This is a genomic window from Dyella japonica A8, from assembly GCF_000725385.1.
GTDB classification, from domain to species: Bacteria; Pseudomonadota; Gammaproteobacteria; order Xanthomonadales; family Rhodanobacteraceae; genus Dyella; species Dyella japonica_C.
The window spans coordinates 4,733,484-4,746,816 of sequence record NZ_CP008884.1; the positions used below are offsets into that span (position 1 = coordinate 4,733,484).

At 65.8% G+C, this 13,333-nt stretch carries 7 protein-coding genes; 4 read left to right on the forward strand and 3 right to left on the reverse strand.

From position 1 onward, the window contains the following. Positions 1–59: 59 nt before the first annotated feature. The 4 genes from HY57_RS20225 to tal all read left to right on the forward strand — a co-directional run bounded on the left by HY57_RS20225 (position 60) and on the right by tal (position 6,170). Positions 60–1,175 carry a DUF3667 domain-containing protein gene (locus HY57_RS20225; RefSeq protein WP_019463823.1) on the forward strand — a complete coding sequence of 372 codons (1,116 nt, stop codon included), beginning with the start codon at positions 60–62 and terminating at the stop codon, positions 1,173–1,175. A gap of 474 nt (positions 1,176–1,649) precedes the next feature. Beyond that, positions 1,650–3,821 (forward strand): primosomal protein N', encoded by a 2,172-nt coding sequence (locus HY57_RS20230; protein ID WP_019463824.1) that lies wholly within the window; start codon positions 1,650–1,652, stop codon positions 3,819–3,821. Positions 3,822–3,875: 54 nt separating this feature from the next. Further along, positions 3,876–5,180 (forward strand): NAD(P)/FAD-dependent oxidoreductase, encoded by a 1,305-nt coding sequence (locus tag HY57_RS20235; RefSeq protein WP_019463825.1) that lies wholly within the window; start codon positions 3,876–3,878, stop codon positions 5,178–5,180. Positions 5,181–5,216: 36 nt separating this feature from the next. Continuing rightward, positions 5,217–6,170: a transaldolase gene (tal, locus tag HY57_RS20240; RefSeq protein ID WP_019463826.1), complete on the forward strand. Its 954-nt coding sequence runs from the start codon at positions 5,217–5,219 to the stop codon at positions 6,168–6,170. 1,270 nt (positions 6,171–7,440) lie between these two features. On the opposite strand, the gene HY57_RS20245 is transcribed toward tal, so the two are convergent. Genes HY57_RS20245 through HY57_RS20255 form a run of 3 tightly spaced genes read right to left on the reverse strand, consistent with a single transcriptional unit; the run spans position 7,441 to position 13,292 of the window. Beyond that, a complete protein-coding gene (locus HY57_RS20245; protein ID WP_019465857.1) occupies positions 7,441–8,904 on the reverse strand; it encodes an efflux transporter outer membrane subunit in 1,464 nt (487 codons plus the stop codon). Continuing rightward, entirely contained in the window at positions 8,891–10,090 is a 1,200-nt protein-coding gene (locus tag HY57_RS20250) for an efflux RND transporter periplasmic adaptor subunit (RefSeq protein WP_038581494.1), read from the reverse strand. The genes HY57_RS20245 and HY57_RS20250 overlap by 14 nt, the downstream gene beginning before the upstream one ends. Then, the gene (locus tag HY57_RS20255; protein ID WP_019465859.1) at positions 10,083–13,292 is read right to left on the reverse strand and encodes an efflux RND transporter permease subunit; all 3,210 of its coding nucleotides are present in this window, start codon (positions 13,290–13,292) and stop codon (positions 10,083–10,085) included. The genes HY57_RS20250 and HY57_RS20255 overlap by 8 nt, the downstream gene beginning before the upstream one ends. Between the last annotated feature and the right edge of the window lie 41 nt (positions 13,293–13,333).

Sequence of the window (13,333 nt, forward strand, 5' to 3'; positions counted from 1 at the left end):
GCTGTCAGCGAAACCCGCTTGTGCCAAGATCGTCGGCTGATTATTCCCGGGGAGGGGGCATGAAGAAGGACATCGTGTCGTTCGAGGGTGTGCACTGCGCCAACTGCAGCGCGCCCATGCAGGGAGAGTTCTGCCATGAGTGCGGCCAGTCCATCCACACCGTGCTGCGTCCCATGCACCACATGGTGGAGGACACGCTGGACATGGTGCTGCACGTGGACGGCCGCGTGATCCACACCCTGCCGCCACTGTTCCTCAAGCCCGGCTTCCTCACCCTGGAATACTTCGCCGGCCGCCGCCAGCGTTATGTGGCGCCATTCCGCCTGATGTTCGTGCTGGCCCTGCTGGCGTTCTTCGCGTGCCATCTGGCGGTGGGCAACTACGACCCGCTGCACTTTGGCAACGAGTCCAGCGCCGGCACGGGCGCTTTCGGCCAGGACAACACGGCGGAGGCGGTGCACGCGCATTTCGAACAAATGCGCCAGGACATCGAGAAGTCCAAGGGACAAGGCGATCAGAAGGGGAAACGCTACAACCAGCTGATCACCGCCGAGCGCGACCATGCCAACCATCGGCTGGTCGAGCTTCACGCGCCGCCCATGCCCGAAGTCCTGATGGACGACGACATGACCTCGATGACGATCAACATCCCGTGGCTGCCCGCCGCCATCAACCAGAGCTTGGACCGCTCGAGGGCGCGATTCGTGGCCAACGTGCAGGAGATGCGCACTGGCGGTGATCGCGCCAAGGTGGCGGAAGAGCGCGTGATCGGCTCCGTGTTCCATGCGCTGCCGCAGACCCTGTTCGTGCTGATGCCGCTGTTCGCCTTGCTGTTGAAGTTCACCTACCTCTTCAAGCGCCGGCTCTATATGGAGCACCTGATCGTGGCGCTGCACAGCCACGCCTTCCTGTTCCTGTCCCTGCTGCTGGGCATGCTGCTCTATGGGTTGTACGGCTGGGCCGTACCCCACGCCGCCTGGCTTGGCCTGCCCTTGCGGCTGCTCGGCTGGGCGCTGGTGATCTGGTCCCTCGCCTACCTGTTCCTCATGCAGAAGCGTGTCTACCGGCAGGGCCGGTTCATGACCACGGTGAAATACCTGTTTATCGGCTGGTGCTACTCCATCATGGCCGCCGTCGCATTCGCTTTCGCCGCCGTGCTGGGCATGACGAACTGATCGCAGAACTTGCGATTTATCTGTGACACAAATCACACACAAACCGCGCAGCCGCGCGGTTTGGCGGTACCCCAAAAGTGCTTTCGAGCGGGGTTTTGCACAGCGTCACACGGCTGTCAAGGCAAGTCCCGTGCCTATGGCAGTTGCATGAACCACGGCCAATCGATAAATGCAAGATGCTGTATTTATTGAATTTTATATGCTGGCTAAAACTTGAACAGCGAGTACGGAAGGCCGTTTTCATGCGCCCTGGGGGCCTCCCTCAACGTCCCATCCACAGACTTATCCACAGAGGCTGTGGATAACGGGAAAAGCCCCCTGCCGATAGTCACTTAGCTGCCCTTTCTAGATGACGGGGCAGCAAGCCCCCGCAAGCCGTCGCCAATCCGCCCATCGGCCGGTCGATGCGTTTCACCCGGCTGGAATTCCGCCCGGTGCAACGGCCCGGTTACACTGCATGGCCGAGAGGTATTCATGCCCGCTGTCCTTCGCGTTGCCCTGCCGGTACCCCTGCCAACCCTGTTCGACTACCTGCCGCCGGCCACGGGCGAAGCGGTCGCGGGCAGCCGGGTGCTGGTGCCGTTCGGCAAGGGCAAGAAGGCGGTGGGCGTAGTGGTGGAGGCCGGGGTGGAATCGGCCGTCGGCAACGCCCGACTCAAGCGCGTGCTCCGCGTATTGGATGACGCCCCCCTGCTCGACGCCGAACTGATGGCCACCCTCGCCCGCGCCGCCGACTACTGGCTGGGCGCCCCGGGCGAGGCCTACGCCAACGCCCTGCCCCTGGCCCTGCGCGAAGACCGCCCGCTCCCCGACCTGCACGAAGAAGCCTGGGCGCTGACGGCCGCGGGGCGCAGCGCGCTGGACGCCGGCAGCCGGCGCGGGGGCAGCCGCGCCTTGCTCGAAGCGCTGGCGCGCGGCGCCCAGACCGCCGACTTGCTGCACGAGATGCTGCCCGGCTGGCGCGACGCGGCGCGACGGCTCGACGAGGCCGGCCTGATCGAACGCACGCGCGCCCACACCGCCGAGCCGGCACCGGTCACCGCCGCGCCCGCCCTGAGCGATGAGCAACGGCAGGCCGTGGAGGTGATCGGCGAAGGGCTTGGCCGTTTCCAGCCCTTCCTCCTCGACGGCGTCACCGGCAGCGGCAAGACCGAGGTCTATCTCGCGCTGATCGAGAAAGTCATCGCCCAGGGCAAGCAAGCCCTACTGCTGGTGCCCGAGATCGGCCTGGCGCCGCAAACCGTGCGCCGCCTGCGCGAGCGCCTCGGTGTCGCCGTGCAGGTACTGCATTCCAACCTGGCCGAAGGCGACCGCGCACGCGCCTGGCTGCGCGCGCGGTCCGGCGAGGCGAAAGTCATCCTTGGCACGCGCTCGGCCATCTTCACCCCGCTGCCGCAGGCCGGCCTGATCGTGGTGGACGAGGAGCACGACAGCGCCTACAAGCAGCAGGAGGGCTTCCGCTACCACGCGCGCGACCTCGCCATCCTGCGCGGACGCGCGCTCGACGTGCCGGTGGTGCTCGGCTCGGCCACGCCGTCGCTGGAGTCGCTGGCGAACGTGCAGGCCGGCCGCTATCGCGCCCTGCACCTGCGCGCGCGGCCCGGCGCGATCCGCCCGCCGCAGGTGCAGATCGTGGACATGCGTGCCCAACGCCTTGAACACGGCCTCTCGCCCGCCCTGCTCGCCGCCGTCGGCGACACCGTGGTACGCGGCGAACAGGCGCTGGTATTCCGCAACCGCCGCGGCTACGCGCCCGTGCTGCTGTGCTACAGCTGCGGCTGGCACGCGGAGTGTCCGCGTTGCGAACACCCGATGACCTTGCACGCCGGACGCCGCGCCCTGGTCTGTCATCACTGCGACTACACCACGCGCATGCCGGGACAATGCCCGTCCTGCTTCTCCCCGGAACTGAAACCGCAGGGGCAAGGCACCGAGCGGCTGGAAGAAGCGCTCACCGTGCACTTCCCCGATGTGCCCGTATTGCGCATCGACCGTGAAACCACGCGTCGCCGCGACGCCTTCGAGCAATTGCTGGAAGGCCTGCACGAGGATCGCCCTGCCATCCTGATCGGCACGCAGATGCTGGCGAAGGGCCATGACCTGCCGAATCTCACGCTGGTCGCCATCGTGGGCGTCGACGAAGGGCTGCACAGCGTGGATTTCCGCGCGAGCGAGCGGCTCGCCCAACTGGTCGTGCAAGTGGCCGGCCGCGCCGGCCGCGCGAAGAAGCCCGGCCGCGTGCTGCTGCAGACCCACCATCCCGAGCATCCGCTGCTGCGCCAGTTGCTGGCCCAGGGTTATGGCCCCTCCGCCGCCACGCTGCTGGAAGAACGGCGCAGCGTGCAGCTGCCGCCGTTCGGCCATCAGGTGTTGCTGCGTGCCGACGCGCACCAGCGCGAGCACGTCGACGCCTTCCTTGCTGACGCCGCGCATGCGCTGGGTGGCGCACCCTTGCAGCTCGCCGGCCCGATGCCCGCGCCCATGCCGTTGCGCGCGGGGCGCCATCGCGGCCAGCTGCTGATCGAAGCGGAAACACGCAGCGCGCTGCACAGCGCGCTGAGACCTTGGTACCCATCGCTGTCGACGCTGCCCTCGGCGCGTCGCGTGCGATGGTCGCTCGACGTCGATCCCATCGACCTCTACTGAGCCGGGACGACGCGAGACCTCCGATGATTCTCTTAACTTCGCAAGAGGCATCACATGGAAGGCAACGCATCGTCAGACACCCGTCCCCATGTCGTCATCCTCGGCGGCGGCTTCGGCGGCCTCGCCGTGGCGCACGACCTGGCGGACACGAAGGCGCGCATCACCCTGATCGACCGGCGCAACCACCATCTCTTCCAGCCCCTGCTGTACCAGGTGGCCACGGCGGGACTTTCCGCGCCGTCCATCGCCGCACCGCTGCGGCAGATCCTGCGCAAGCACGCCAACGTCACCGTGTTGATGGACGAAGCGCGGGATGTCGACCTTGACCACAAGGTGGTGAAACTGGCGCGCGGCGACATGCCCTACGACGCGCTGGTGGTGGCCACCGGCGCCACGCACGCGTACTTCGGCCACGATGAATGGGAAAACCATGCGCCAGGCCTGAAAACCCTGGAAGACGCGTTCGCCATCCGCCGGCGCGTGCTCGTCGCCTTCGAGCGAGCCGAGCGCGAGGAAGACCCGGCGCAACGCCAGGCCTGGCTCAACTTCGTCATCGTCGGCGGCGGTGCCACCGGCGTGGAGCTGGCCGGCACCGTGGCGGAAATCGCTCGCCATACTCTTCCGCGCGAATTCCGCCGCGCCGACCCGCGCCGCGCCAATGTCCTGCTGGTGGAAGCAGGGCCGCGACTGCTGCCCGCACTCGACCCGGACCTTTCGGACAAGGCGCACCGGCAGCTTGAAAAGCTTGGCGTGCAGGTGCGCCTGGACACGGCCGTGACCGCCATCGACGCAGACGGCGTGATGCTGGCCGGCACGCCCTACGCCGCACGCACCGTGCTGTGGGCGGCGGGCGTCGCCGCCTCGCCCCTGGGCCGCAAGCTCGGTGCTCCCGTGGATCGCGCGGGCCGCGTGCTGGTGGAACCCGATCTCAGCCTGCCCGGACACCCGGACGTCTTTGTCATCGGCGACCTCGCCGCCGTCACCCAGGCCAATGGCAAACCGGTTCCCGGCGTCGCACCCGCCGCCAAGCAGATGGGACGCTACGTGGCCGCGCTGCTCAAGGCACGCTGGCGCGGGCAGACGGACATCAAACCCTTTGCTTACAGGGACGACGGCGCGCTCGCCACCATCGGCCGCATGGCCGCCGTCGCGCAGTTTGGACGTCTGAAGCTATCCGGCATTCTCGCCTGGTGGGTCTGGCTGATCGTCCACATCGCCTTCCTGATCGGCTTCCGCAACCGCATGGTGGTGATGCTGGACTGGGCCTGGGCGTACTGGACCTACCAGCGCCACGCCCGCATCGTCACTGGTATCGATGAACGGAGCGACGCACAAACGACTTTGCCCCGGGACGCCTAGGGTGGACAATTACGGCTTTCCATATCGGACAACGCCGTGTCTTCCCAACTCGAACAGCTGCGCCAATACACCACCGTTGTCGCCGACACCGGCGACATCGACGCCATCGCCCGCTGGCGCCCGGTGGATGCCACCACCAACCCGTCGCTGCTGCTCAAGGCCATTGAGAATCCGTCGTTCGCACCGGTGATCGAGGAGTCCGTGGCGTGGGCCAAGGGCAGGAGCAACTCGCGCGAGCAACAGCTGGTGGACGCCAGCGACCACCTCGCCGTGGCCGTGGGCCGCAAGATCGTCGAACTCGTGCCGGGCCGCGTGTCCACCGAAGTGGACGCGCGCCTGTCCTTCGACATCAACGCCTCCATCGCCAAGGCCGAGCGCCTGGTGCAGCTTTACGCCGACGCCGGCGTGACGCGCGACCGCATCCTGATCAAGCTGGCCTCCACCTGGGAAGGCATCCGCGCGGCGGAACAGCTGGAGAAGCGCGGCATCAACTGCAACCTCACCCTGCTGTTCTCCTTCGAACAGGCCGTGGCGTGCGCCGAGGCCGGCGTGTTCCTGATCTCGCCGTTCGTCGGCCGCATCATGGACTGGTATGTCGCCAACACCGGCACCAAGAGCTACGCGCCGGAAGAAGACCCGGGCGTGAAGTCGGTGCGCCGCATCTACGCCTGGTACAAGGAACACGGCTTCCCGACCGTGGTGATGGGCGCCAGCTTCCGCAACATCGGCCAGATCCAGGCCCTTGCCGGCTGCGATCGCCTCACCATCAGCCCGGACCTGCTCGAAAAGCTCGACCAGGACGCTTCGCCGCTGCCGCGCGCGTTGAATGACACCGACGCCACCAAGGCCAAGCCCAGGCCGATCACCGAGGCGGAATTCCGCTGGGGCCATAACGAAGACGCCATGGCGACGGACAAGTTGGCCGATGGCATCCGCAAGTTTGCGGTGGACCAGCGGAAGCTGGAGAAGCTGCTGACGGAGAAGTTGTAAAGGGTTAGAGGGGCCGGCGTTAGCCGGCCCTTTTTCTATCGCGTCGTGGTTGGGCTGATGCGAGCTGGCTGGCTTGTGGTGGCTCTTGCTTCCCTTGAGGCATGCCGGGGCAGCCATCCATGGCCGCGGTTTTGGGGAGAGGGGAAAGGGTTGAGGTGAGGGCTGCCACCTTGCCTCACCGCCTCGTCCTTCAGCCGTCATCCCGGCGCACCCCAAAAAGGGGGCAAGGGCCGGAAGCGCTTTTCAACAGCCGCATGGCTGGTCATCCAGTTTCTGTCGTGGTCGGTCGTCGCCTTAGGCAACACGGCTTGGTTCTAGCGATTCCGCGACCTGGCTCGCCTGCCGCGGGCTTCCGCCCTCCTGCCGGAGGGCGGGTCACTTTTCTTTGCTTGCCCACGCATGCGCAGGAGCGCATGCGAACGGCGAAGCCGGCCCGAAGGGCGGAGGGCAGGATGCCCGGAGTAAAGATCCCACGGGGACTAGCTTCGCGTCGAAAGTAACCCAAAGAAAGGGCCCCCCGGATGACGCGCCTTCCGGGCTTCGCCCTCCAGGTGCGCGGACGGGTTCCGGGCTTTTCGACGGGGCTCCTGCCCCGACGAAAAGTGCCAGGGATCCCTCCCTGGCACCCCTGCGGGGCTTGATCTCCACCCGCCCGCCGCGTCATACGGGGACCCGGTAGGTCAAAAGCCAAAGCCAAAGCCAAAAGCCGAAGCAAGAACCCGAGCCGTTGGCGAAGCATCCAAAGAGGCGAGTCCCTTGTGGGAGCGCACCCTGTGCGCGACCGCGGCGTCTCGTGGTCACCGCTCCGTTAGGTTGTCGCGCACAGGGTGCGCTCCCACAGAAAAGAGAAAAGCGGGCGACCGTGCGGGTTCCGTCGACGCCGAAGCGCAGCGAGGCGCCGCTTTAAGTCCTCATCGCCAGGGCGCGTTGCGAAGCGCTTGGAAGTACCTGCTGTGTAGAGGCGGAGGTGGCCAAGCAACGACTTCCCTCAGGCGTTCGGGCTTATCCCCACAGAATGCTGCCAGCTCTGGCTCTTTAGGCCATTTTCTTTGGGTTACTTTTCTTTTGGGCCAGCAAAAGAAAAGTGACTCGGCCTTCGGCAGAAGGTCGAAACGCCCGCTGCGTAGGCGGCCCGATCGCGGGAAGGCCTGAAGCGACGACCGACCACGACAGAAACTGGATCCCGGCCTGCGCCGGGATGACGGCTCTTTTGAGGCCATCCTGCGCCGGGATGACGGCTCTGATGAAAAGGCGAGGCCAGATCAACGCCTCACTTCAACCCACGCGCCTTCGCATCCTCCGCCAGATGCGACACCGAAACATCATCCACCTGCCACCCACCACCCAACGCACGCACCAACTGCACACTCGCCCGCAGCTGATTCGTCTGCAGCGACAGCAGACTCAGGTTCGCATTGAGCGAATCCACCTGCGCCGTCACCACGTCGAGGTAACTGTCAGCACCTTGCTTGTACAGCGCGGTGGAAAGCCTGAGCGAGCGATCGGCCGCGGCCGTCGCATCCTTCTGGTCCACCAGCGCATTGCCGTAGTTGTTGATCAACGACTGGTTGTCTTCCACCTGCTGGAACGCCGTGAGCACCGTGCCGCGATACTGCGCGCTGGCCTGGTCGAACGCCGCGTGCGCCTGCGCCACCTTGGCGCGACGACGTCCGCCATCGAACACATCCAGCAACAGATTCGGGCCCAGCGCCCACACCGCACTCGGAGCGGTAAGCAGGTTGCCCCAGGCACCGCTCTGGTAGCCACCACCCGCGCTCAGCGTCAGCGAAGGGAAGAATGCCGCGCGCGCAACGCCGATCTGCGCGTTCGCCTCCGCGGTGCGCCGCTCGGCGGCAGCGATGTCAGGCCGACGCTGCAGCAAGGTTGAAGGCACACCTACCGGGATCACCGGCAGGGTCGGAAGATCGGTCTTCGCATCGATGGTGAACGTTGAAGCAGACTGCCCGACCAGCACGGCGATCGCGTGCTGCAACACTTCGCGCTGCGCCTTGGTCTGCGAGAGTTGCGATTTGGCAGACGACAGCTGCGTCTGCGCGCGATCCACGTCCAGGCCGGACACCGCTCCACCCGCATGCAGGGTCGTGGTGAGCTGCAGCGCACGCTGGTAGGCATCGACGGTTTTCTGCAACAGGTCGACCTGCCGGTCCGCGCCAACGAGCTGCAGGTAGGTATCGGCCAGGGTTGCTTCCAGGCTCAGGCGCGTCGATGCCAGGTCAGCGGCCGATGCCTGCATTTCCGCGCGACCGGCCGCCACGTTGTCGCGCACGCGGCCCCACAGGTCCACTTCGTACGATGCCTGCGCCGAGGCCGAGTACAGGTCGTAGTACTCGGGCGCGCTTGCACCGTGCAGCGGCGAATTGAGCGATACCCGGTTACGGGTCGCGCCCGCCCCTGCCGACACCTGCGGAAACAGGTCGGCGCGCACTTGCGCCAGTACGTCGCGTGACTGCCGGTAGCTCGCCAGCGCCACGGCGAGATCGGCGTTGTGGTCGATCAGCTGCTGCTCAAGGCCATTCAGGCGCTCGTCGCCGTACAGCTTCCACCAGCCTTCGCGCGGCAACTGGTCGGCCGGCTGTGCCGTCGTCCAGGGACCGGCCGGCTGGAATTGCCCGGCGACCGGCGCCTCTGGCGCCTTGTACGTCGGCGCCATCGAGCATGCGCCCAGCAGGAGCGCCGCCGCGATGACCGCCGCCAGATGCTTAGGCTTTGTCATGGGGCTTGCCCGCCTGCGGGTTCTTCGCGATGCGCACTTCGTCGCCGTTGGCGAGGCCGTCCGGCGGGTTGATCACCACCCGATCGTTCGGCGCCAGGCCCGAACCCACTTCAATGGTCTTGCCGTAATCGCGGCGAATGGTCACCGGCTTGAAGTGCACATGATCGTTCGCATCCAGCGTGGCCACGTGCAGGCCCTTGTCGTCGAAGATCAGCGCCTCGGCCGGCACGCGCAGGCCCAGCGCGCCCGAACCGATCTTGAACTTCACGCTCGCATAGCTGCTCGGTAGCAGCTTGCCGTCCGGATTGTCGACCAGCAGCTGCACCAAGGTCGTACCGGAGGTCGGCGTGATCGAACGCGCATCGGCTTCGACCTTCGCGGTAAACGACTTGCCCGGATACTCAGGCACGGTAAGCGTGGCTTCGTCGTTGCGATGGATGGCGGGGGCGTATACCTGCGGCACGCGGACATACACGCGCAGCTTGCTGGTGTCGGACACGGTGAACAGCGGTGTGCCGGTGCCGCTGCTGTCTGCCGTGATCAACGCACCGACGTCGGTATTGCGTGCGGTCACGCGGCCATCGAACGGCGCCACCAGCCTGGCATACGACTTGAGTGCCTTCAGCCGCTCGACGTTGGCCTGCGCGGCGCTGGTCTGTGCCTGTTTGGCAGCGAGATCACCGTTGTACTGATCCACCGACTGCTGCGACACCGAATCGGGATCGGTCTGGCGCAGCACCTGCCAGCGCTTGGCGGTGGTGGCGGCCAAGGCAGCATTGGCCTTGGCCGTGGCGAGGTCCGCCTGGGCCTGCAGCAGCTGCTGGTCGAGGTCGGGCGTGTCGATGATGCCGAGCACGTCGCCGGCCTTCACCGGCGCACCGATGTCCTTGTCCCAGGACTTCAGGTAGCCGCTGGTACGGGCGTAGATCGGCGCGTTGGTGAACGCGTCCATCTGTGCCGGCAGTTCCAGCGGCGAGGATCCGTTGGCCGATTCCGGCTCGGAGATCACCACGGTGGGGATGGCCTGCTCGTCGGTCCACTGGCGCAAGTTGCGCGCGTCGGACAGGCGGGAGGCAACGCCGATCACCACGATCGAACCACAAAGGACGGCGCCGATCACGGCGGCCAGGCGAAGCCGGCGCGGCGAGGGCGTGGACTCAGGGAGTGTATGCAGGTGCTCAGACATGGGCAGGTACTCCGGCATGGTCAGCCGAATCGGAATCAACCGTGCGCTTGTAACGCGCATGGACAATGGAGAAGACGACGGGAACAAAGATCAGCGTGGCCGTGGTGGCGAACAGCAGGCCACCGATCACCGCGCGACCCAGCGGCGCGTTCTGCTCGCCGCCATCGCCCAGGCCAAGCGCCATCGGCACCATGCCGATGATCATGGCCAGGGCGGTCATCAACACCGGGCGGAAGCGCACGAAGCCCGCTTCGCGCGCCGCCAGCACGGCATCGCCGTGCACGGCCAGGCGCTCGCGGCAGAAGCTCACCACCAGCACCGAGTTGGCCGTGGCCACGCCCATGCACATGATCGCGCCCGTCAACGCCGGCACCGACAGCGTGGTGTGCGTGACGAAGAGCATCCACACGATACCGGCGAGCGCGGCGGGAAGGGCCGTGATGATCACGAACGGATCGGTCCACGACTGGAAGTTCACCACGATGAGCAGGTACACCAGCACGCCCGAGCCCAGCAGGCCGAACAGCAAGCCTGAGTAGGCATCGTGCATGGTCTGCACCTGGCCGAGCAGCGCGATGTTCGCGCCCTTGGGCTTGTCTTTCTCGGTGTCGCTGAGCACCTGCCGGATGTCGCCGGCCACGGCGCCAAGGTCACGCCCCTGGGTGGTCGCGAAGATCTCCACCATCGACTGGATGTTGTACTGGCTGACGATGGTGTTGCGATGCGTACGCGTGATGTCGGCGAGCGCGCCCAGCACCTGCGGATTGCCGCCGCTCTTGGCGGTGATCGGCAAGTTGCTCAGTTGCGCCAGCGAATCGAGCTGGTACTGCGGCACCTGGGCCGAGATGGGATACGTCACGTTGTTGTCGGGATTGAGCCAGAAGGTCGGCGCGACCTGCGACGTACCCGACAGGTCCGCCACCAGGCTACTGGTGACATCCGCCTCCGTCAGCCCGAGCAATTGGGCGCGCGTGCGGTCCACGTCGATGCGGAACGTCGGCTGGGCCTGCGACTGCTGGATGCGTGCGTCCGCCACGCCCGGGATCTGGCGGATCTTGTTGAGCAGTTCGTTCGCGTACGCGAAGTTCTTGTCCAGATGGAAACCGCGAATCTGCAGGTCGATCGGTGCCGGTGAACCAAAGTTGAGGATCTGGCTGACGATGTCCGCTGGCGGGAACGAGAACGTCGAACCGGGGAACTGTCGCGGCAGCTTCTCACGCAGGATCTTCACGTATTCCGCACTCGGGCGGTGGCCTTCCTTCAGCGAAATCTGGATGTCGCCATCCTGTTCGCCGATTTCGCCGGTGTTGTTGTAGATCGTATTGATCGAGCTGGCGTACTGGCCGATGTTGTCGACCATGGCCTCGATGTCGTTCGGCGGAATGACCTGGCGAATCGCCTTCTGGATGTCCGCGAATTCCGCCGCCGTCACCTCCACGCGGGTACCGACTGGCGCACGCACGTGCACGAGGATCTGGCCGCCATCCACGTCCGGGAAGAAGTTGCGACCCAGGCCCGGAATCAAGGCAAACGAAAGCACCACGAAGCACAGGAACCCCGTCACGAACACCTTGCGGTGCTGCAACGCCAGGTTGAGCAAGCCGCTGTAGCCGGCGCGGAAGGTTTCAAAGCGATCCACAAAACCGCGCTGGAACCGGCCCAGGGCCGAGGTCGGCGGCGGCAGGGGCAGATGCTGGCCGTGCTCATCCACGGTCGGTGGGTGTTCGTGCAGCAGATACTTCGCCATCGTCAGCACGAGCGTGCGCGACAGGATGAAGGAGAAGATCATGGCGAAGATCACCGCTTCCGCCATCGGCACGAACAGGTAGCGCGCCACGCCCGGCAGGAAGAACATCGGCACGAACACGATGCAGATGCAGCACAGCGACACGAATGCCGGCACGATGATCTGCGCCGAACCGTCCACGATCGCCGTGATGACGTCCTTGCCCTGCTCCAGGTGCCAGTTGATGTTCTCGATGGTCACCGTGGCTTCGTCCACCAGGATGCCCACCGCCAGCGCCAGACCACCCAGGGTCATGATGTTGAGCGTCTGGCCGATGGCCGACAGCGTGAACACCGAGCCCAGCACGGCGAGTGGAATCGACGTGGTGATGATCAGCGTGGAGCGCCAGCTGCCCAGGAACAACAGGATCATCAGGCTGGTGAGCGCGGCGGCGATGATGCCCTCGCGCACCACGCCGTCGATCGACGCGCGTACGAACAGCGACTGGTCACCGATCGGCGTTACCGTCAGATTGTCGGGCAACGCGTCCTTCATCTGCGCGACCTTGTCGCGCGCACCGGCCACGATGGCCAGCGTGGAGGTCGAACCGTTCTTCAGGATCGACAGCAGCGTGGAACGCACGCCATCGACATGCACGATATTGGTCTGCGGCGGGTTGCCGTCACGCACATGGGCCACGTCGCGCACGTAGATCGTCGTGCCATTGACCTGCTTGACCGGCAGGTCTTCCAGTTCCTGCACGTGCGTGGCCGCGTTGTTCAGCTCCATCACGTATTCGTACTTGCCGATCTTCTGCGTGCCGATCGGGCTGATCTGCTGCTGGTTGGCCAGGGCATTGGCGATGTCCTGCGTGGACAGGCCGCGCGCCTGCAAAGCCTCGGGGTCCACGTCCAGCTGGATCTGGCGCGTCTTGCCGCCGAACGGGTAAGGGATGGCCGCACCCGGCACCGTCACCAGCTGCGGGCGCAACTGGTTGAGGCCAAGGTCGCCCAGCTGCTGCTCGGACAGGCCCTTGCCCGACAGTGCCAGCTGCAGGATCGGCACCGTCGACGCGTTGTAGTTGACGATCAATGGCGGCGTCGCGCCGGGCGGCATCTGCTTGAGCAAGGTCTGCGCCACCGCCGTCACCTGCGCGTTCGCGGTGGCGATGTTCACGCCCGGCTGGAAGTAGATCTTGGTGATGCCCATGCCATTGAGCGACTCCGACTCGATGTGCTCGATGTCGTTGACGGTCGTGGTGAGCACGCGCTCGAACGGGGTGTTCATGCGTCCGGCCATCTGGTCGGGCGTCATGCCGGTGAATTGCCAGGCCACCGCAATCACCGGAATGTTGATCTCCGGGAAAATGTCGGTGGGCGTGCGTACGGCCGACATCACACCAAAGATGAGAATGGTCAGCGCGAGTACAACAAACGTATAGGGCCGCGTAAGCGCGATCCGGACGATGCCAAGCATGCGGGGGATTTCCGTGCGCGAAATGATGCGTCGCCACAAAT